This is a genomic window from Paenibacillus sp. 19GGS1-52 (assembly GCF_022369515.1).
Taxonomy (GTDB): domain Bacteria; phylum Bacillota; class Bacilli; order Paenibacillales; family Paenibacillaceae; genus Paenibacillus_AQ.
Genome location: NZ_CP059724.1, coordinates 1,271,931 through 1,293,657 on the forward strand (window position 1 = coordinate 1,271,931; position 21,727 = coordinate 1,293,657).

Here is a 21,727-nt window from a genome sequence, read left to right on the forward strand (position 1 = left end):
CAATCGTGTCTAAAATGCCGCGCGAAAAAGATAACAAATACTATGGGAAATTTTTCTCCGTGATGACGATTACGATTTTTCTTACGATTTCTATTTTGTCAGGTATTTTGTATCTGAATTTTGAGCGGATTGCCCTGAACCAGTCGTATGATCAGACGATGGATAGCTTAGCCCAGACCACGCAGGAAGCCTCGGTGATGGCGGTCACTGCGGCAACCTTTGCCAAACAGATTCACAGTGACCAGAATGTGGCCAATCTGCTCAATTTTGCGAATGTAAGTGCAATAGATATCTCTTCGGCAGTGAAGCAACTATCAAATTACCGGGAGACGTCTCCCTTCATCGACTCCATTTATGTCTATAATGCGGAAGCGCGTACATTTTACGTCAGTTCGGACATGAGTGTACCTTCAGTCTTCAGTGAATCTGAATTTTATGACCTGGAAATGAAGGGGATGCTGCAGCATATTGAGGACTATGAGACGTTGATGCCAATTCCCCGCAAGCTGCGGATCGAGGGGCTGGTCGGCAATATAGCGGAGAAGGAACGTGATACGTACACCTTTTTGCTGTATGACACACTGACGAAAAGCAAACGCAGAAACGCTGTCATTGTAAATATCAAAGAAACGCAGCTGCATAAGCATATCGACGGTTCACTGACTAGTGACCCCGCGAATACGTTTCTAATCGACAAGAACGGCATTCTAGTCTCCAATAGCTGGACGACTCCAATGCTGACCGACATGAAAGGTACTGCTTATATTGATTGTATTCTGCAGGATGGGCTATCTTCTGGTTATTTCGCCACGCGTGTTGACGGCATCAAGTCCCTCGTCACCTATAGTGAACCCGATTATCTGGGCTGGCGGTATATCCGCATCGTTCCTTACGCGCTGATTAGCGAACGTATTGACAATATGCGTACCAAAACCTTTTTAATTGCCGGTACGATTCTACTTGCTGGCTTGGCGCTCTCTTATCTCATATCGCGGCGCTTGTTCTCAGGTCTCAACCATAAGCTCTCCCGACTTGGCAATCTGGAATCTGAACAACGGGAGAGTCTGCAAGCTATGCGTTCGGATTATTTGCGGGGCTTGCTGAACGGGTATACGCAAACTGATTCCGAGCGGGCAAAAGCTATGTTCCAGCGCTATGGAATTCAACTGGACCCAGCGCGGCCGTTTCGTCTGCTCCTGATTACGGTGGATGATTACCGTTCGCTAATTGATCTATATTCGACGGAAGACCGCAAGCTGCTGCGGTACGGCATTCTGAATATTGCCCAGGAGCTGCTGCACGGCGAGGGACTGTCTGCGGCAGCCGCTGATCTGGAGGAGGACCGCGTGGCGATCATAATACAAGCTAAGAAAGAAGAAGTGGCAGAGAATGGCGCTTACCGATATTATTCAGGTCTGATCCAAGAGGCAGTTTCCCAGTATTTAAAGCTGTCCATAACCATTTCGGCGAGCATGAACGGAACGGGCGTACAGTCGTTGCATAGCTTATTTCAGCAGGCGGCAGAAGCTTCCTTCAGTCGTGTATTTAGCGGAGCTGGCAGCTATATTGAAGCCGAAACCATTGAACAGAACAAAGCAAAGCACTATGAATACCCGCTGCACCTAGAGAAACAGCTGATTGACGAGCTTATGCTCGGGCGCATCCAGGAAGTGAAACGGCTATTCAACGATATTATTGGGGACACAGCCAACTATTCATATATCTCGTATCAGCTGGCTGTTTCGCATGTAACCTTTGCACTGCAGAACGCGATTCGTACGATCAGGCAGCATTCGTCTTCTTCCGGAGAACTGTCTATTCCATCACTCCAGCTGTATATGCATTCACAAGTAGAAACGCTTGAAGAGCTTACGGAACGTTATGTGACCTTGTTCGAGCTGCTGGAGAAGCATATGGAGGAGCGAAGAAAGAACAGACAGGATGATATGCCTGGCCGTATTAAGCGAATTCTCGATGAGCGGTATGCGGACCCGAATCTTTCTCTTGAAATGCTTGCGGATGAACTTGGCATGTCGGCCACCTACATTGGGCGCCTATTTAAACAGCATACATTCCAGACCATTCTTAGCTATATACAGGAGGTACGAATGAATAAGGTCCGTGAGCTGCTCATCCACAGTGATTGTTCCATCGGGGAAATTGCGGAGCAGACAGGATTTGCGAATAATCCGTATTTCTTTAAAGCCTTTAAGAAGTATAACGGTGTGACGCCAGCAGAGTATCGGAAGAATGGCAGACAACAACAGAATGCAGTAAACGGAGATAGTGTTATTTCAAATTGATACCGCTTACATTAGTGTGAGAGGAAGGCTGGGGGCGGTTACCCTGACCTTCCTTTTGTTGTTCAGCATGCACTGCAAGGTACAAGAACCCTTGGTATGACTGGGCTGTATCGGAAAAGGAGAGTGAGTTCGCAAAAGAGTAGTCCCGGTTGCGGGTAAAAAGTGACTTATATCGGGTATGGTTAGTTGCCCGTTTCTCAGCTCTCTCCTAATATGAAGCTTGCAGCCGGATACAGATAACGGCGGCATTATCCTATTGAGATGAAGGTTGAGGGAGGCTGTGAAGTGATGTCTGGAAAAAGCGGAATTCTCCGCGAGTTGAATCGAAATAAAGTGTTGTTCCTAATGATTGCGCCAACACTGCTGTTTTTTATTATCTTCAGCTACATTCCAATGGTCGGCGTATATTACGCCTTTACGAAATTTGATTTCGACGGTGGACTGTTCGGGAGTGAGTTTATCGGGCTGAAGAACTTCGAGTTTCTGTATAAGTCGGGTATCCTCTGGAATCTGACGAAGAATACCGTGCTCTATAATCTGGCTTTCATTCTTCTCGGCAATATCATGCAGATCATATGCGCGATATTCCTGGCGCAGCTTTCCAGTAAGTTTTTTAAAAAAACCGCGCAATCGCTGATGTTTCTACCTTATTTCCTTTCCTGGGTATTGGTTGGCGCCTTCGTGTTCAACCTGTTCTCAGACCTCGGGGTGGTCAATACGATGCTGAAGCAATTTGGACTGCAGCCCTACGATTTCTACCTTCAGACGGCACCGTGGAAATACATTATTGTGTTCTTCAATATCTGGAAAGGCATCGGTTACGGCACCGTCATTTATTTGGCAGCCATTATGAGCATTAGTGACGAGTATTATGAAGCCGCCAAAATTGATGGAGCCAACATTTTTCAGCAGATTCGCCGCATTACGATGCCGCTGCTAATGCCTACCTTCATTCTGCTCATTCTGTTTAGTCTTGGTGGGATTCTAAAAGGCCAGTTCGATCTCTTTTATCAGATCATTGGGAATAACGGCATGCTGTACGACGCCACGGATATCATTGATACCTATGTGTTCCGTTCGCTCACGGTCAATTTCGACATTGGCATGGGAACGGCGGCGGGCCTGTACCAGTCCTTCTTCGGCTTTGCGCTGATCATGCTGGTTAACTACGTTATCAAGAAGACACGCGAAGAATACGCACTGTTCTAAAGGGGGGGATAAGGATGAGTACCGAAGCACAAAAGCTAGTAACTGTACGTGGAAAAAGAAAAAGCACAAAGATTAAGGAAGATAAAGAGACTGTCATCTTTAACATTATCGGCTATACCCTGCTGACCCTTATTTCATTAATCTGTCTGATTCCGTTCTGGCTAATCGTAGTGGGTTCGTTCACGGATGAATTGGAGATTATCTCCGAGGGCTTCAAGCTGTTCCCGAGCGCCATATCATTTGAAGCCTACAAGTCGGTGTTCAGCACACCGGAGCAAATTTACCATGCCTACGGTGTAACCATTGGAGTTACGGTAGTGGGCTCCTTACTGGGGCTTTTTCTGACCTCGATGGCTGGTTATGTCCTGTCCCGCAAGGATTTTGCCTACCGCAACAGCTTATCCTTCTTCATCTACTTCACCACTCTGTTCAGTGGCGGACTGATTCCCTGGTATATCATGATGACGAAATACTTGGACCTTAAGGACAGCTATTGGGCTCTAATCCTGCCGCCCTTGCTCAGTGCCTGGAATATCATTCTGATGCGCAGCTTCATGAAATCTATTCCGGAGTCCATTGTGGAGTCCGCAAAAATAGACGGAGCCGGAGACTTCCGGGTGTATTGGAAGCTGATCCTGCCTTTGTCCACACCAGGTCTGGCTACAATTGGACTGTTCCTCGCCCTTGGCTATTGGAACGATTGGTTTAACGCCAATATGTTTATTACGTCCGACGAGAGGTTTCCTTTACAGTTCCTGCTCTACAAAATCCTGTCCAGCGCCGCGGTGCTGCAGACAAATAACGGCTCTTATCTGGCCGCGAACGTTGTGCCGCCCACCGAAACACTCAAGATGGCTGTTGCTGTTGTAGCCACAGGACCGGTTATTCTACTCTATCCGTTCGTCCAGCGTTTTTTCGTAAAGGGACTTACGGTTGGAGCTGTCAAAGGTTAGAACCGGGTGACCGGCTAACAATAGCATCATTATTTTATAGCTTATTCAACACAAGCGTATGAAACAGGAAGCAGATGCTAACAAAACACAAGCGTATGCTTTCGAAGCAGTTTTGTACGAAGCTGAAACAGGAAGTAGATGCTAACAAAACACAAGCGTATGCTTCCGAAGCAGTTTTGTACGAAGCTGAAACAGGAAGTAGATGCTAACAAAACACAAGCGTATGCTTTCGAAGCAGTTTTGTACGAAGCTGAGTCAGGAAGTAGATGCTAACAAAACTTTTAGGAGGAGTCAATGTGAAAAGGGGAACAAAGAGGTTAACGCTCGTGCTGCTAATGTCTTTACTGATTTCGCTGGTAGCGGGCTGTGGAGGCGGAAATAACAACGCGGCCCAGGAAAACGGAGTGAAAGAAAATGCGACTGCCGTTCAAGGTGAACCGACTGCAGAGCCGCTGAAGAAAGTGAAGCTGACCTGGTATCTGGTTGGTGATGCGCATAAAGATCAAGATAAGATCATTGCGGAATGGAACAAAATGCTGGAGAAAGACCTGAACACCACCATTGATGTGAAGTTTACGACGTGGAACGACTGGTTGACTAAATATAATCTGCTGCTGACCTCCGGTGAGAAGATTGATATGATCTTCGCCTCCAATTGGGCTGATTTCTACAAGCTGTCTAAACAGGGAGCTTTTCTGGATCTGAAGGAATTATTGCCAACTTATGCTCCTGTAACCTGGGGGAATGTACCGAAGCAGGACTGGGAATCAGTAACGGTAGCTGGTGGAATCTTCGCGGTACCGAATACCAATTCAGAGTATACACCTGACGGCTACGTATATCGTGCAGACTGGCTTAAAGAATTCGGTTTGCCGGAATTCACGGATCTGGCTTCCATTGAAGCTTATATGGATGCAGTGAAAACCAAAAAGAACGTAACTCCAATTAACGGCGCAGCTTATGAGAATGTTAACCGCCTGTTCCGTTTCTCGAGTGATTTCCAAATGATTAGCGGCGAGATTATTGGCGCAACATCGTATGATAATCCGCGCGATATTCAGATTGTACCGTTCACCGACGAGTACGAGGCTTGGGTGAAGAAGATGAAGGAGTGGGAGGAAAAAGGCTATTGGAACAAAAACTCTCTTTCCTCGAAGCAGGAAGCTGGCGATTTCATTAAGACTGGACAAGGCGCTCTTTACTGGCGGAACCCGTCTAGTGCGGGTGGGTTTATTAATGAAGTGAAGGCCAAGGGATTGAAGATGGACATCGGGTATTTCCCGTTTACTCGTTTCCACAACTATGTAATCCCGACACTTCCAATTGCCAACGGCATGGCTGTACCAAAGAGTGCAGAGAACCCGGAGCGTTCGCTCATGGTGCTCGACAAGCTGCGTAACGATCCGGCATATTTCAACCTCATGACTTATGGAATCGAGGGCACGCACTGGGCTAAAGGCGAGGACGACAAGACCATTGTCATTCCGGCACCTGGTGTGGATCTGAACGTAACACCACGATATGACATCGCAAGCTGGGGCTGGCGGTACGAACCCAACATGAAGAAAGAAAAAGGAGGCTGGGATGGGCTAGACGCATTGAAAGAAGAGTTCAAGCCGATCAGTAAACCGGATATTTTTGGACCGATCTATCTGGACTACGAGCCGGTGAAGACAGAGTTGGCTGCAGTCAATCAAGTCTTTGAGCAATATGGCAAACCGCTGATGCTGGGCTTGACTCAGGATGTAGATGCTTCCTTAACAACCTACCGCGAAAAGCTGAAGTCAGCCGGAGTGGAGAAGCTGCTGGCGTATGTGAAAGAGGAATCCACGAAATATTTTGATGAAAAGGGAATTCAATAGATTTGGATTTAGTGGAAGCGGCGAGGTTTATTTCGCCGCTTTCTTTGAATTATAGGAGAAACGGAAGTTTACGCTCCAATTCACAGGTGAAGCCAGTGCTGGTTTTTCAATAGAAAACAGAGTTTACTGTAAGATTTTTTAGTAAGTGAGGTGTACTTTTGAATTTAGAGGGAAAACCTCCCGCTATTTCAGCGAAAATCTATGATTTTTGGGGATTAACGGGAAAAGCTCCCGCTAATTATAGACATATCGTTAATTTATCCTCAAATAGGTGAAATTAGAGGGAGAAATTCCCACTAATCTTCATAATAGCTAGATAATCGTATATTTAGAGGGAGAAATTCCCGCTAATCTGCTGAAATGTTCTATATTCCCATCCGTTGGAGAAGGCTGTACGGCGATTTAATGAAGGGACGAAGGTTCAGTATAAAAGGAGAGATTACTCACGATGAAAAGCACAATGAATAGCAGGGACAACACACCACGCCAAGTAGAGGTTTGGCTTAGTTCCGAATCCATGCCTGGACGTAACTCTTGGTTTCAAGGACCGCAGGAACTGCCCCATCAGCTGAGCCAGCAAGCTGCTCTGAATTGGAGTCTTCCGCAGGTGTCAGAGCTAACAACTCTCCATGTGACGCCTGAGCAGACCTATCAGGAAATTCTGGGGATTGGGAGTTCGCTGGAAGAGACGACGGTACATAATCTGTCTCGAATGAAGGCTTCGGAACAGCTGGATATCCTGAAGCAATTAACGAATCCACAGCTCGGCATTGGACTGAATTTATTTCGTATTACGCTGGGCACCTCAGACTTCACCGCGCAGCCCTTCTATACCTATGATGATCTTGAAGCTGGAGAGACGGATTTCCAACTCAAGGATTTCTCAATTCAAAAAGATATCGATCTGGCGATCATCGCGACCCTTCGGCAGCTACTAGATGTTGCTCCCAACACTATTTTTTTCGCTTCTCCTTGGAGTCCTCCGGCCTGGATGAAGACAGGTAACAGTCTAAAAAAAGGCCGTCTAAAAGAGGGCCAGGAATACACCGCGGCCTTGGCCAAATATTATCGTTTGGCGATTCAGGCCTATCAAGAGCAGGGGATTCCTATCCATGCTATGACTCTGCAGAATGAGCCGCTGCTGGAAACCGATTATCCCAGCTGTTATATGCCTCCGGAAGTGCAGCAGGAACTGGCTGTGGCGTTGAAGAAAGAGCTTATTGAGCACGGATTGCCTACGAAAATCTGGATGTTTGATCATAACTTCAGCGATGTCTGGTCATATATTACCCCGATCCTAAATGCTGAAGACGGGTACGCTGTGGTCGATGGAATTGCGCTTCACGATTACGAAGGAGAACCTGAGGTCATGAGTGAAATCCATGCAGCCTACCCGGATAAACCGCTCTATTTGACGGAGAGATCATTATGGGGCACACAGGGGGCGGATCGGATGGCGCGATATTTCCGGAATTATGCCAGCAGCTACAACGCCTGGGTCACCATGCTCGACAGCAATATCGGAACCCATCAATGGCCCGGAACGCCGGGTCCAACGATGCTTATCCAAGATGCGTCACAAGTGGATCTGTATTGGAAGACTCCTGAATTCTATCTGCTGGGACAATATAGCCGATTTGTTGAACGGGGAGCGGTAAGAATCGGCAGTTCTTATGGTTCGGTGGATACGGTAACCAATGTAGCCTTCCGAAATCCTGACGGTGGTCTTGTTATGGTAGTTATCAATCAGACTGAAGTGGAGCAGAGCTTTCGGATTATATGCGAGGGCAGCCAATTCACGGCTGCGTTGTCGGCCAAAACAGTCGGAACCTACTGCTGGCAAGGCCTCTGAGTAGAATTTGAGGCTGAAAAAACGAATGATGCTAAGTCCCCGAGAGTTCTTCGCAAAGGAGCTCAGCATTATTAGGGAATTTGTAGAGAGAATAGTTATTCATTGGAAAGATCATCAATCGCTTGAATAGCAAGTTCAAATGCTTTAATTCTTCTTTCTAAAAGCGTTCTTTGAGGACTACCTGCCTTTGACTTAGCGTAAGTGCTCTCAATTGAAGGGAATAAACCAGTAAGAACATTGTGAGTTTCTGCTAAATCTTCCTCGGTGTAATGATGGGGTCTTTGATTCCAAATGTTTTCTAGCATGGTTAAGCCGATGTGAAGAGCTTTGAGTCGTTTTATTAATAAAGTAGTATTTGCGCCTTTCTCAGTCATCTGAGCCAAGGCCTTTTCGGATTTACGGATTGTCGACTGGAATGATTTTATTGATTCCAATTTATCTACACTGGATACATTTTCCATGTTGGTGCTCATCCCTCGAACAGCAATAATCTTCTTCACCTGACTTAACGTTTCGGCAAAATCAGTGTCGTCGTTGTTCCAAACAACTGCGTTAGCGGCTTCCATATAACGACTGTTCAGCTCTTCTTCCTCTGCTTTTCGGAGTCTGGCGGCGACTTCAGCGAGGTCGCTGCCTCTCTCCGCAAGCCGGCGGCTTAAGCTGGAAAGATCAGCTCCAATATAAATGGCGGTAATATGCTGCGCATAATATTTTTGCAGCGCCAGCACGCCAGAAAGATCCAAGATAATGTTGGCATTATGCGGCCCGGATATGACCTCCTCAATGCTCGAACGCAACGTTCCGTAATATTGTCCGTTATAATTTGTCCATTCGACTAGCGCATTCTGCTCCATTTTGTCCAGAAACTGCTGGTTGTCCAGAAACCAATAATGAACACCATCAACCTCACCTGCTCTTGGCTCCCTGGTCGTTGCTGTAATGATTTTGGGGAGCTGCGGACTGGTCAGTTGTTGTTGAATCTGTGTTTTGCCGGATGCAGAAGGCCCATACAATACAACAATTTGTCCCACTTATGATTTCTCCTTCTTCAACGCCCTAGGTCAGCGTGATCTTCTAAACCCAATTCAAGTGGTATCCCCTTGTATCAGCGTTACATCCACCGTGATGTTGTTCATTAACTCTCCGCTCTTGTGCTCAATCATTTGAATCAATGTGCTGGTTAACGTCTTGCCGATCCGCTCACTAGGCTGCATGATGGTCGTTAATTTAGGGTTTTGCAGCATACGTGTAAAGCTATGATAGTCATAACCGATAATTTTCAGTTGCTCTGGTACCCGAATCCCCTGTTGCTCGGCATAAATAAATAAGGCATAAGCGGCGATATCATTACTGCAAAATACACCGTCATAGGTATGGAGTTTATCTGGAGAAAGGTTCTCCGTGATAAAGGACCAGAAATAATCAAAGGTCAGCTTATTGTGAGCACCCTCGATAATATCGTAGTCTAGGCCATGTTTCATACAGGTAATAACAAAAGCATCCCGCCGCCGATTGGATAGAACATCCAGATTCAGTGGACCAGAGATATGCAGCAATCGTTTACAGCCATGCTGTATAAGGTGCTCGGTGGCAAGCTCGCCTCCGCGGTAATTATCTGAACCCACACACGGAATATGGGCAGCAATGAATCGGTCAAAAGAGACGATCGGCAAGTTAACCTTCTGATAGCTTTCAATATTCATCGTATGGCTGCACATGATAATACCATCGACTTGATTCTGGCGCAACATGCTAATATAATGGGCTTCCTTCTGAGGGTCCTCCAGAGCATTGCAGATCAACAGCTTATAGTTCTGCTCATTGGCGCTCATTTCTACATACTTGATTAGGTCGGAAAAGAAGGGGTGGTTGGAATCAGGCACAATGATGCCGATGAAGAAGGTTTGATTCTTCTGCAGCGCTCTGGCAATTTGATTGGGATGATAATCAAGTGTCTCAATGGCTTTCTCTACTTTTTTGCGGACCTCTTTACTGAGATATCCCCGGTTATTCATCACTCTGGACACGGTAGTCACTGAAACTCCTGCCTCTTTGGCCACATCCTTAATACTAGCCATATCCTCATCCTCGTTTCATAAAACTGTACATGAACTTCAATCCTAATATAATAACGTTACCATAAAAATGTTTATTCACAAAATTAATTGATGAATATTCCCTTTTATATATGATATGATTCGTATGAAAACGTTTGACATACAATGAGTGAATAATGCAAGTAGAGAGGAACTTCAACATGCAGATCAAGAATGAAGCCATGCTGATCACCTATGCAGACAGCCTAGGCGCAAACCTACAAGAATTAAACGAAGTGCTGGATAAGCATTTGCAGGGTGTAGTAGGGGGGGTTCATCTATTGCCTTTTTACCCTTCTTCAGGTGATCGGGGATTTGCGCCGATGGATTATACCCAAGTAGAACCTGCCTTTGGCGACTGGACGGAAGTGGAAGCGATGAGCCAGAAGTTCTACATGATGTATGATTTCATGATCAATCACATTTCCCGGCAGTCTCCCTATGTGCAGAATTTTCTTGAGCTGAAGGATGCTTCCCCCTATGCTGATTTATTCATACGATATAAAGATTTCTGGCCTGGCGGCGAACCGACGCAGGAGGATGTGGATCTGATCTATAAACGCAAGCCGCGTGCCCCTTACGCCGAGCTTACTTTTAAAGATGGCACTAGTGAAAAGGTCTGGTGCACCTTTGATGAGCAGCAAATTGATCTGGATGTAACCACAGACACGACCAAGAAATTTGTCAAAGACAATCTGACCTTTCTTGCGGACAAAGGAGCTTCGATTATCCGTCTGGATGCTTTTGCCTACGCCAACAAAAAAATCGGCACCAATTGCTTCTTCGTGGAACCGGAGATCTGGGACATGCTGAAATATTCCGCAGCGGTTGTTGCGCCTTATGGCGTCACGGTTCTCCCGGAAATTCATGAACATTATAGTATCCAGCTGAAAATTGCCGACCAGAATTATTACGTCTATGATTTTGCGTTACCTATGCTAGTCTTACATGCCTTGTATAGTGGACAAGTGCACCGGCTGGTGCATTGGCTGGAGATCTGTCCAAGACAGCAGTTCACTACGCTAGATACCCATGATGGGATTGGTGTGGTCGATGTCAAGGATCTGTTATCCGATGAAGAGGCAGAGATGACGCGGGAAAGCCTGTATAACCAGGGAGCCAATGTGAAGAAGATATATAGCACAGAAGCATACAACAATCTCGATATCTATCAAATTAACTGCACGTATTATTCCGCACTGGGCAATGACGATCAGGCTTATCTGTTGGCGCGGGCGATTCAATGCTTTGCACCGGGAATTCCACAGATTTATTATGTGGGCCTGTTGGCAGGTGAGAATGATATTGAGCTGCTGGAGAGTTCAAAAGAGGGGCGGAATATCAACCGCCATTATTATACGCAAGAGGAAATTGAGGCCGAGGTCGAACGTCCGGTTGTGCAGCGTCTGTTCCAATTGCTGAAATTCAGAAACAGCTGTCCGGCTTTTAATGGGGACATCACGATTGAACAGATCAATACCCATGAGCTGATCATCACTTGGAAGAATGAAGGCGACGAAGCGAAGCTGGAAGCTAACCTGTTGACCAAACAATTCGCGATCTTTGCGGCGGCGGATGCAGCCGATTTCAAAAAGGTCTTCTAAAGGTTTTTTGGCTCAAAGCCCAAATCAGCGGCTGACCTGTTGTGAGTAGAGCTGCTACGGTTCGGAGGGTTCTTACGATCGCTGTTAAAGCCCGATTTCCTGATTGAACAATGAATATAGGGTTTCTCCAGAATCCCTCCGACCCTCCGCTCAATCCGCACGTTTTCATCTGATATCAATAGACTCAAAAGATAAGACCGGAGCAGTCTTAGATGATCCAAGGCTGCCCCGGTCTTATTGCTGTTCACCCACCCTTACCCCTGCTGTTTCTTATATTCCGTAGGGGTTGCCCGGGTAATCTTCTTGAACACCCGGTAGAAATGCGGCAGGCTCTCAAAGCCGCAGCTCATGGCTATGCTGCTTACGCTGCTGTCGCTTTCGCGGAGCAGCTCTTTGGCATGAATAATTCGTTTGGTCGTGATATAGCTGGTCACATTCATGCCTGTTAATTGCTTGAAGACGCGGCTGAAATGTGCGGCGCTTACCGCCGCCTGTTTCGCCAGCACCGCCAGACCGATATCCTCGAACAAGCGCATATCAATATCCCGCAACGTTTCCTGCATCCATAAAGGACCGTAATGGGAACCAGCCAGCTCCGGCTGATGCTCCGGTTCCGTTTCCCTGATCAGTCCAAACAAAATATACTGGAGATGCAGCACAATGGCTTGCCGGTAGCTGCTGCGTTTGGTCAGCATTTCCTCGTAGATTTGCTCCAGATACTGCTCTAAATGCGTCTGAAAGGAAGGAGGGCAGGCGAATTTATAGCTTTTGCGCTTCTTGCTCTGCTCAAAGGGGTGCAGGTATGAGAAGGGATCGCCGATTAAAGACGGCCTTACGAACACAGGATTAAAGAAAATCGCCGTTGAGGTGACTGGATTAGCTGCATCCGGAAAGGCCCGATGGATCGTATCTTCGGGGATGATGAACAGATCTCCGGCGTGCATATCATAAAGAGTCTGATCTATAAAAAAGCTTCCCGTACCGCTGTATACATAAATCAGCTCGCACCATTCATGAAGATGATGCGGGAGCTCGTCATGGGATTGCTTGGTGTCCCTGTAAACGATATCAAAAGGAAAGGTCGCATCGGAATGAAACTGCTTACGAATAGGTTCCATAACTATAATCCTTTCGTGGTTTTCTTGAAAATAGCATAACAAATATCAAAAAAGAGTACAATCCTGCATAAATAAGTTATTTTAATATTTATTATTGCTGCTAATATAAAGTACATAGAGACTCATTGCAGGATAGCATTATGAAGGAGGCTAAGCCAAAATGCGCATTGATTCACATCAGCATTTCTGGAAGATTGAACGGGGTGACTACGGCTGGATCACACCTGAACTGCCGCTGTTATATCGGGATTACCTGCCGGAGCATTTACTCCCCCATTTGGAGATGCATGAAATAGACGGGAGCATCGTCGTTCAAGCGGCGCCAACATTGGCGGAAACAGAATATATCCTTTCCCTTAGCGATCAGTCGGAGCGCGTCCTTGGAGTTGTGGGTTGGCTGGATCTGACAGATCCTGCTTATCGGGAGCATTATATGAGGTTCAGCAAGCATCCCAAGTTTCTGGGAGTTCGCCTCATGATTCAGGAGCTGGTGGATGCGAATGTGATCCTTGAACCAGCATATATGGAAGCGGTTAAATGGTTGGCAGATCGGAATAGTTGTGTGGATTTGCTGGTGACCGCAGACCAATTAGGCCCGGTGCTGAAGCTGCTGGAACAGGTTCCACATCTGCGCTGCGTAATTGATCATATAGCCAAACCGCAGATTGCGAATAGCGTATTGGAACCGTGGAGCAGTCAGCTTAGTGAAATATCCACTTACTCCAATGTCTATTGCAAGCTCTCTGGTATGGTGACTGAAGCTAATCCGCATACTTGGCAGACGGCAGATTTTCTGCCTTATATCCGACATGTGCTGCACTGCTTTGGGTCTGAGCGGGTGATGTTTGGCAGTGACTGGCCAGTATGTCTGCTGTCCGCAGGCTATGATGAAGTGATGGAAGTGCTGGAGAGAGGTCTGCCTGAAGGGTTCACGCAAGAGGAACGAGAGAATCTATTCGGGCGGAATGCGGCTGATTTCTATAGATTACCATTATAGCTAGCGCGAATTGGAGCTGAAGGAATGGGAATGGATGTCGCAGAGCAGAGATTGAAGCTGTCCTGCTTGCAGAGCACGGATCGCCAAGGAGCCGAAGAAATCAGGCGTATGCCAGTGAAAATACTGCAAATCGGCGAAGGGAACTTTTTACGCGGTTTCTTCGACTGGATGATTAACGAGTGTCGCAAGCAGGGGAATTTCGAAGGCAGTGTGGCTATAAGCCAGCCTCGGTCTTCAGGAAGTTCAAAACTTGAGACGCTCAAGACGCAGGACGGACTATATACCTTGATCATTCGCGGTCTGGAGCAAGGGAAAGCAGTGGAGAAGTTGGAGATTATTCCAGTGCTGTCCAGAATGATTGATCCCTATCAGGAATGGGTGGACTTTCTGAGTATTGGTCAAAGTCCAGAGCTGGAGATTATTGTATCGAATACAACGGAGGCAGGTTTGATCTACCGTCCTGAGGTGCTTGTGGATGGGACACCTATTGAGTCGTACCCCGGAAAGCTGGCGTATTTGCTGCATAAGCGCTTTACGGCTTTTGCGGGCGATCCCGTTAAAGGTCTGCTGATCCTACCGCTGGAATTGCTGGAGCGAGGTGGCGATGAATTAAAGCGCTGTGTGCTGCAGTACAGTCAGGATTGGGGCTTTTCCACAGCTTTTATGGAATGGGTAGAACGGGATAATCGCTTCCTGAACAGCCTGGTAGATCGAATTGTAACCGGCTACCCCGCGAGTGAGGCAGAGGCTTGGTTTGCCAAACTGGGTTACCGTGATGAGTTGCTGAATGTGGCGGAGCCTTATCATTTCTGGGCTATTGAAGGCGAAGTTGAGCTGGAGCAGCAACTGCCACTGCAGAAATCCGGGCTGAATGTGCATTGGGTGCAGGATCTCCGGCCTTATCATCAGCGAAAGGTGCGTATTCTGAACGGCGCACATACCTTAATGACTCCGCTGGCTCTGCTGCATGGCTTGAGTCATGTAAGAGAGGTTATGGAGCATGCTGAATTTGGTGTTTATGTAGCGGCTGCGGTAGAGCAGGAGATTATTCCGTCGATGTCCAGGACAACGTCAATGGAACCCTCTGAGCTGCTTTTGTATGCGGATAGTGTCTATGAGCGCTTCAGTAATCCCTTTATCCAGCATAATCTTGCTGATATCGCGCTGAACAGCCTCGTGAAATTCAAGGTTCGGCTGCTGCCTTCGATCGTGGCTTATGTGGAACTGGGCTGCGGACTGCCTGAACGTTTGATTCAAGGGTTTGCGGGTCTGCTGCGCTATTATAAGGTGCAAGAGACAACGACGGGGTTCCAAGGGATAACCTTGTTGGGTGAACAGTACCCACTGCGTGATGATCCGGCACTTCTCTCAATCCTCGCGGGGATTTGGTACGGTGCAGAGGATAGAGCGCTGGTCGATACGACAGCTATGATATTGGATAATCAGGACCTGTGGGGCAGCAGCTTATGCCGGATTGAAGGATTGTTGGAAGCGATTACTTACTACCTAGAAGAACTGGAGGGAAGTTCCTCTGAAGCAGTGGATTTTTTTGCGCGAAAAAAATGATGTCATTATGTAATTCTGTAATTCTATAATTCTATAATTCTGTAATTCTATCTTAAGGAGTGTGTGAACGAATGAAATACAGACCGCTGGGTACAACCGGATTGGACGTTTCCGTCTTAAGCTTTGGAGCTTCCTCGCTGGGCTCGGTATTCAGAGACATTAACGAAGAGGAAGGCATTCGCACCGTCCATACGGCAGTGGAGCAGGGCATTAACTATATTGATGTGTCTCCTTATTATGGATTGACCAAGGCAGAAACCGTACTGGGCAAAGCGATAAAAGGCTTATCCCGGGATCAATTCCTCTTGTCCACCAAAGCAGGCCGGATCGGCGCGGAGGAATTTAATTATACAGCAGCGCATATCACAGCCAGCTTAGAAGCTAGTCTGAAGCGGTTGGAGACGGATTATGTAGATATTTTGCTGCTGCATGATATGGAGTTTGTACCTTTTGAACAGGTGATCGAAGAGGCAATTCCGGCATTGTATCGGTTAAAGGAGCAGGGAAAGGCTCGGTTTGTCGGTGTATCAGGCTTGCCGCTGCATGTATTTGAGCATACCTTGGCTAAGGCTGATCTGGACGTGATTCTCTCCTATTGCCATTATTCGCTGAATGATACTTCCTTGCTTCATATACTGCCGCTGCTGCAGGAAAAAGGGGTTGGACTTGTGAGTGCTTCACCTATCTCGATGGGTCTGCTCAGCACAAGACCTGTAGCCGATTGGCATCCTGCCCCTGAAGAGTTGAAACGGGTCTGCAAGCTGGCTGCTGCGCATTGTGCGGCCAAAGGAGAGGATTTAGCCAAGCTGGCTGTCCAATTCTCGGTGGCGAATGAGCAAATACCGACCACTTTGGTCAGTACGGGCAGTGTAGTGAATATCACTAATAACATCGCTTGGACGGATGAGCCTATGAATGAAGAGCTTCTGCAAGAGGTGCTGGAGATTCTGCAGCCGATTCATAATCTTACCTGGCCGAGCGGAAGAACGGAATATAATCTGTAGCTGAAATTATCCTAAACAGAGCGGAGTGGTGAAACGTGAAAAGTATTGTGTGTGAGCAGCCGGATCTATTTATATTCAAGGAGATGGAGGAACCTAAGCTCACTCAGGGGTCTGCGCTGGTGCGCATTCAGCGCATTGGCATTTGTGGAACTGACCTGCATGCCTACAAAGGCAAGCAGCCCTTCTTTACATATCCGCGAATTTTGGGCCATGAGCTGGCTGGCATTATTGAGGAGATCGGAGACAACGAACTGGGCCTGCAGGCAGGCGACCAGGTCAGTATTATTCCATATATGCACTGCGGGAAATGCATCGCCTGCCGCAATGGTAAAACCAACTGCTGCACGGATATGCAGGTGTTCGGAGTGCATATTGACGGCGGCATGAGAGAACGGGTATCCGTGCCGCTAAGCCATCTCATCCAGACCAACGGCTTGACGCTGGATCAAAGCGCTCTGCTTGAGCCGTTCAGCATTGGCATGCATGCAGTACGCAGATCCGAGCTGCGCGCCGGCGAGGTTGTGCTTGTTATTGGAGCGGGGCCGATTGGCCTCGGGGTGATGGCTTTTGCCAAGCAAAAAGGGGCGACGGTGATTGCCATGGATCTCAATGAGGAGCGGCTGGACTTTTGCCGGAAATGGGCGAAGGTTGATTATACCGTCAACGCAGGGCAGAATCCAACTGAGCAAATCGCTAGTATTACAGGCGGGGACTACCCTACAATTGTATTCGATGCTACCGGGAATCAACGTTCGATGACGGATGCGTTCCGATACGTAGGGCATGGCGGCAAGCTGGTGTATGTCGGGCTGGTTCGTGAGGAGATTACCTTCAATGATCCGGAGTTTCATAAGCGGGAAATGACGGTCATGGGCAGCCGGAACGCAACGCTGGAGGATTTCGATCAGGTGATGGCAGCGCTGAAGAGCGGAAGCATTCATGTGGAGCCATACATTACGCACCGCGTGCCGTTTGGGGAGATGATCGCTCATTTCGACAGCTGGCTGCTGCCGGAAGAGAAGGTCATCAAGGCTATGGTAGAGTTGTAGTGGAGCTATAGAAGCAGGGCAGCATTTAGCTGGAATAGTATCGCCAGACGAGAGAGTTTCCGCGGGTAGTGAGGCGGAGGCTCTCTTTTTGTTGTTCAGGATAGAATTTCATAGGGATAGGAGTCTCAGGAAGCACGTGTTATAATCTTGCAATATAAACATCATGACATAATGGAGTATTAATAGAGAAATTTTGCTGCTAGGAATAGGAGGAAGTAGTCTTGCACAAAAGATTGTTATGGCTCATTATAGGGCTGCTCTCCATGCTCCTTCTGTTATCGGGCTGCGCCAAAGGTACGGCTCATGTCACGGTGAACAAGAATGGAAGTATTGATGTTGCGGTCAAGCTCCGGTTGGATGCCAGTACACAAGCGCTGTTAAGCGGGAAGATGGAAGATTCGCTGGTCAGCAAGCTGCAGGCAGCAGGCATTCCGCTACAGAAGATTCAGGATGGCAAAGCCACAGAATATCAATTTCTGAAATCCTATGCTTCCGTTGAGGAAATGAAGTCATTCTCAGGGAAATGGGAAGGTGTCGATACGAAGGTAAGTACGCAGAATAGATGGTTGTATACCAAATATAACGTTGAGGCCCAGCCTCAAATGAATGTTTATATGGATAAAGCTATGGATAATATAGGCACTCTTGGCATACCAAAGTCTCTGGCCCGGCTACTCCTGAAAAGTTTTGCTATTGATTTCAAATTAACCTTGCCAGTAGATCTGTTTGGGGATAATAATGCGACTGTTCAGGAAGGCAGGACTCTGACCTGGCATATTACGCTGGCAGATACTGAGCCCATTCAAATGGAAGTGTACGTACCCAATATCAAGAATATTGTAATCGCTGCAAGCGTTGTAGCCTTGATATTGGTCGTGCTCGTTGTTCTTTGGTTCAGAAGAAGAAAAAGAAGAACCTTGCGGAAGTCATAATCTATTAACCTCCGAGGGAAGGCTTGATGCTGAATCCTATGTATAACGCAGGAACCTTTTGATTGCAGAAAGTGCAATTGAATGATCTGATTTCATCTTAAAAAGACATTACGTTGTATTTCGTACAGTAGATTTTCGGCAAATAGACGTAAAGCGATGTATTTCCTCTTTTTGAATGTACAAAGTGCAATCAAATCCAAATTCTCCTCCGCCTAGATGAATTCTATTGTACAAAGTACATTAGAATAGGCTAGGGTGACGATCCCTTCATTAATTGCGGTATTCATACTTTAATTTTGGTGTTGAACCTGAATAATGGTGTTGAACCTGAATAATGGTGTTGAACCTGAATAACTAGCAAGTCTCCGATATGGAGGCTTGCTAGTTTCTGTTTTCAGCCTATTACGTGCGGTTTGAGTAGTGATCAATGGTGCGAAAACCCGGAGGTTAACAATCAGCCAACCAACCAACCAGCCAATAATCTTTTATCAACTCTTGGGGCAATCCCCCACTTTACTCCGGAGCAGGACCAGTCGACTGGCGGACCAACAGCTTCGTTGGCAATAACAGCTCTGTGAAGGGTTCGTTTGGGTGATCGATGCGCCACATCAGCTGTTCGACCGCCTTATGTCCGTATAGTTTTAAATTAACGTCCATGGTAGTAATAGTAGGCGTAGAGATCTGAGAGAGATAGCCATTGTCGAAGCTGACGATAGATACCTGTTCAGGGACTCGGACTCCTAACTGCTGAAGTGTAGAACATAACAGGAAGCCTAAGCCATCATTCATGCAAAACCAAGCACTAGGTTGTTCTTTCAGCGATTGTATGGATTTCAATATGTAGCCTGCGCTTTCTTCGGCATCTTTAAGAATCCATTCCTCCCGAACAGGAAGACCGAATTCATTCATCGCTAACTGGAAGCCTTCGGAACGCTCATAGTAGCTGGGTGAGAGAGAAGTATTGCCAAGCATTCCGATCTTGCGATGACCTAACTGAGCCAAATGATGAATAGCCTCAAAAGCGCTGAATCGGTTGTTGGTCAGGATCGAGTCTGCTTGAATGTAGGGGTGGTGATGGTCGATCAGCACGGTAGGCTTGCCTGTTGCAATAATGGAATTAATATAGTCGGTTGTGATGTGGGATAAGATCAACACCCCCTCAACGGACGGATTCTGCAAAATCCCAGGGATTAATAATTGCTCTGCCGCCTTCTGGCTAATGGATTGAATTTGCAGATTCATGCCCCGGGCGGTTGCCTCTTGTTCAACCGTTAAGTAAATTTCCCCGAAAAAACTCTTCATAGAAAAGGCGAAATCCGAAGCGATTAGCGCAATAGTTCCGTTTCTCTGGGCCGCTGGGGCTGGGCTTCTGAGAGAGGATGAATATACATATCCCATCTGATTTGCGGTTTCCACGATCAATTTGCGAGTGTCCTCGCTTACTCCATCTTTGCCAGACAAAGCCTGAGAAACAGAGTTCTTGGAAAGGTTCAGACGTTCGGCAATATCCTGCATCGTTACTTTATCTTTCATGGAGAACACCTCATGGTTTCAAGTTCTATTATCATTCAAAGTTAGTGCAGATCAGTATAAAAAAATGCTAGCTGCAGAAACTACAGGAAAGGAAAAGAGTACTATTAGATTACAACATTTTTTGTAACGTTACAAGATAATCTTATTAAATAGGGTATTCTATAATGCTATTAAGGTTGACAAATAGATTGTAATGCTCAATAATAAAGTTATTCAAGCGCTTTCAGAGTTTCAGTAATCTCAATTTGTAACGTTACAAACTCTGGGCATATCATTATAAAGGCTTTTGCTTTTAACAGAAAGAATGAGGAGGTCTACAATCGTGAAAAGAAATATTTGCGGACTGTTTGCCATCATTATGGTATTCTCCATGCTGGCCGCATGCGGATCGAAGAAAGACAATGCAGCCACAACCGTTGACGGAGTTACCACAATCGAATTCTGGGCGGCATCGAACCCCACACAGCAGGCATATTGGCAGGAAATGGCCACAGCGTATGAGAAGACTAATGCAAAGGTCAAGATTAATGTTAGTGTCATTAAAGAATCCCCAAGCTCAGAGGCTACTATTCAGGCAGCAATTGCCGGAGGAAGTGCTCCAACTCTTTCAGAGAATATTAACCGTGGCTTCGCTGCTCAATTATCAGCGAGTAAAGCATTAGTACCTCTGGATACGTTAACTGGCTTTAGCGATATCATCACTACACGTAAAATGACAAGTACCATCGAACCATGGAAATTTGCCGATGGTCATCAATATGTACTTCCGATCTACTCCAATGCCATGCTGTTCGGCTGGAGATTGGATCTTCTGAAAGAACTTGGCTACGATGCGCCACCACAGACTTACATTGAAATTCTGGAATTGAATACTAAATTGAAGGCGAAATACCCGGACAAGTTCATCTGGGCCAAGGCTGATCTAGCCGATCCGACCGCTTGGAAGAGATGGTTCGACTTCTTCATGATCTACGATGCCGCTTCAAACGGCAACAAATTCATTGAAGGTGATAAATTCGTTGGCGATGACAAGGCAGGCATAGCTACACTTCAATTTATCGATGATCTCCGCAAGAACAAAGGAATTCTGGCCGAAAATGTGGCCGATCCTTTTGAGACAGGTACCAGCTTATTCATTGACTTGGGACCTTGGACGTTTAAGAACTGGGTTGAGAAGTTCCCTGATATGAAATACAACGAGAACTACACATTGTCGATGCCTCCAGTGCCTGATGGCGTAGATCCGAAAACATCGAAAACTTTTGCGGATACCAAAGGCTTAGTTATTTATGCTTCTGCTACCAAGGAACAGCAAGCGGCAGCCTTGGAATTCATCAAATGGGTCTATTCCGACCCAAATAACGATGCGAAATGGTTCGAACAAACCAATCTGCCACCTGCTCGTGATGACCTATCCACCAATGAATCCTTTAAAGCTATTCTGGATAAGAGTCCGGAACTGAAGCCTTATGCAGAGAACGTTCCTAATGCTGTTCCTCCGATGGACAATGCCAAGTTCAATGATCTTCAGACTATTCTTGGACAAGAAGCGTGGACGAAAGTCGTCCGTGGTGAACTTGATCCTGAGACCGCTTGGGCCAATATGAAAACAGCGATTGAAGGGGCACTAAAATAAGGGGGACTCTTCA

The 21,727-nt window shown here is 46.7% G+C and carries 16 protein-coding genes and 1 pseudogene; 12 read left to right on the top strand and 5 right to left on the bottom strand.

The window, feature by feature from the left end:
* Nucleotides 1–14 precede the first annotated feature (14 nt).
* The 5 genes from H1230_RS05935 to H1230_RS05955 all read left to right on the top strand — a co-directional run bounded on the left by H1230_RS05935 (nucleotide 15) and on the right by H1230_RS05955 (nucleotide 8,179).
* Nucleotides 15–2,303 (top strand): helix-turn-helix domain-containing protein, encoded by a 2,289-nt coding sequence (locus tag H1230_RS05935; protein ID WP_239717134.1) that lies wholly within the window; start codon nucleotides 15–17, stop codon nucleotides 2,301–2,303.
* A 288-nt stretch (nucleotides 2,304–2,591) separates the two neighbouring features.
* The gene (locus tag H1230_RS05940; RefSeq protein WP_239717136.1) at nucleotides 2,592–3,512 is read left to right on the top strand and encodes an ABC transporter permease; all 921 of its coding nucleotides are present in this window, start codon (nucleotides 2,592–2,594) and stop codon (nucleotides 3,510–3,512) included.
* 14 nt (nucleotides 3,513–3,526) lie between these two features.
* Entirely contained in the window at nucleotides 3,527–4,465 is a 939-nt protein-coding gene (locus H1230_RS05945; RefSeq protein ID WP_239714625.1) for a carbohydrate ABC transporter permease, read from the top strand.
* Nucleotides 4,466–4,761: 296 nt separating this feature from the next.
* Nucleotides 4,762–6,327, top strand: coding sequence for an extracellular solute-binding protein (locus tag H1230_RS05950; RefSeq protein ID WP_239714626.1), 1,566 nt, complete (start codon nucleotides 4,762–4,764; stop codon nucleotides 6,325–6,327).
* Nucleotides 6,328–6,775: 448 nt separating this feature from the next.
* Entirely contained in the window at nucleotides 6,776–8,179 is a 1,404-nt protein-coding gene (locus tag H1230_RS05955; RefSeq protein WP_239714627.1) for a glycoside hydrolase family 30 protein, read from the top strand.
* Between the two features lie 95 nt (nucleotides 8,180–8,274).
* On the opposite strand, the gene H1230_RS05960 is transcribed toward H1230_RS05955, so the two are convergent.
* The 3 genes and pseudogenes from H1230_RS05960 to H1230_RS05970 form a co-directional block, all read right to left on the bottom strand.
* On the bottom strand, nucleotides 8,275–8,640 hold the full coding sequence (locus H1230_RS05960) for a hypothetical protein (RefSeq protein WP_239717138.1): 366 nt from the start codon (nucleotides 8,638–8,640) through the stop codon (nucleotides 8,275–8,277).
* Between the two features lie 36 nt (nucleotides 8,641–8,676).
* A pseudogene (locus tag H1230_RS05965) lies at nucleotides 8,677–9,210 on the bottom strand (guanylate kinase); the annotation flags it as partial.
* A gap of 54 nt (nucleotides 9,211–9,264) precedes the next feature.
* Nucleotides 9,265–10,257 (bottom strand): LacI family DNA-binding transcriptional regulator, encoded by a 993-nt coding sequence (locus H1230_RS05970; RefSeq protein WP_239714628.1) that lies wholly within the window; start codon nucleotides 10,255–10,257, stop codon nucleotides 9,265–9,267.
* Nucleotides 10,258–10,436: 179 nt separating this feature from the next.
* Between H1230_RS05970 and gtfA the strand changes: the two genes are divergently transcribed.
* On the top strand, nucleotides 10,437–11,879 hold the full coding sequence (gene gtfA / locus H1230_RS05975) for a sucrose phosphorylase (RefSeq protein ID WP_239714629.1): 1,443 nt from the start codon (nucleotides 10,437–10,439) through the stop codon (nucleotides 11,877–11,879).
* A 254-nt stretch (nucleotides 11,880–12,133) separates the two neighbouring features.
* On the opposite strand, the gene H1230_RS05980 is transcribed toward gtfA, so the two are convergent.
* Complete coding sequence (locus H1230_RS05980) at nucleotides 12,134–12,997, bottom strand: AraC family transcriptional regulator (RefSeq protein WP_239714630.1); 864 nt, start codon at nucleotides 12,995–12,997, stop codon at nucleotides 12,134–12,136.
* Nucleotides 12,998–13,157: 160 nt separating this feature from the next.
* Here H1230_RS05980 and H1230_RS05985 point away from each other — a divergent pair, with 160 nt between their 5' ends.
* The 5 genes from H1230_RS05985 (at nucleotide 13,158) to H1230_RS06005 (ending at nucleotide 18,545) form a co-directional block, all read left to right on the top strand.
* Entirely contained in the window at nucleotides 13,158–13,994 is an 837-nt protein-coding gene (locus H1230_RS05985) for an amidohydrolase family protein (protein WP_239714631.1), read from the top strand.
* A gap of 24 nt (nucleotides 13,995–14,018) precedes the next feature.
* Complete coding sequence (locus H1230_RS05990) at nucleotides 14,019–15,560, top strand: tagaturonate reductase (RefSeq protein WP_239714632.1); 1,542 nt, start codon at nucleotides 14,019–14,021, stop codon at nucleotides 15,558–15,560.
* A 71-nt stretch (nucleotides 15,561–15,631) separates the two neighbouring features.
* Nucleotides 15,632–16,564, top strand: coding sequence for an aldo/keto reductase (locus H1230_RS05995; RefSeq protein WP_239714633.1), 933 nt, complete (start codon nucleotides 15,632–15,634; stop codon nucleotides 16,562–16,564).
* Nucleotides 16,565–16,599: 35 nt separating this feature from the next.
* Nucleotides 16,600–17,613, top strand: coding sequence for a zinc-binding alcohol dehydrogenase family protein (locus H1230_RS06000; RefSeq protein WP_239714634.1), 1,014 nt, complete (start codon nucleotides 16,600–16,602; stop codon nucleotides 17,611–17,613).
* Nucleotides 17,614–17,834: 221 nt separating this feature from the next.
* Nucleotides 17,835–18,545, top strand: coding sequence for a hypothetical protein (locus tag H1230_RS06005; RefSeq protein ID WP_239714635.1), 711 nt, complete (start codon nucleotides 17,835–17,837; stop codon nucleotides 18,543–18,545).
* A gap of 513 nt (nucleotides 18,546–19,058) precedes the next feature.
* Here the strand turns inward: H1230_RS06005 and H1230_RS06010 are convergent.
* A complete protein-coding gene (locus H1230_RS06010; RefSeq protein WP_239714636.1) occupies nucleotides 19,059–20,078 on the bottom strand; it encodes a LacI family DNA-binding transcriptional regulator in 1,020 nt (339 codons plus the stop codon).
* Between the two features lie 370 nt (nucleotides 20,079–20,448).
* Between H1230_RS06010 and H1230_RS06015 the strand changes: the two genes are divergently transcribed.
* The gene (locus H1230_RS06015; protein WP_239717139.1) at nucleotides 20,449–21,714 is read left to right on the top strand and encodes an extracellular solute-binding protein; all 1,266 of its coding nucleotides are present in this window, start codon (nucleotides 20,449–20,451) and stop codon (nucleotides 21,712–21,714) included.
* Nucleotides 21,715–21,727: the final 13 nt, after the last annotated feature.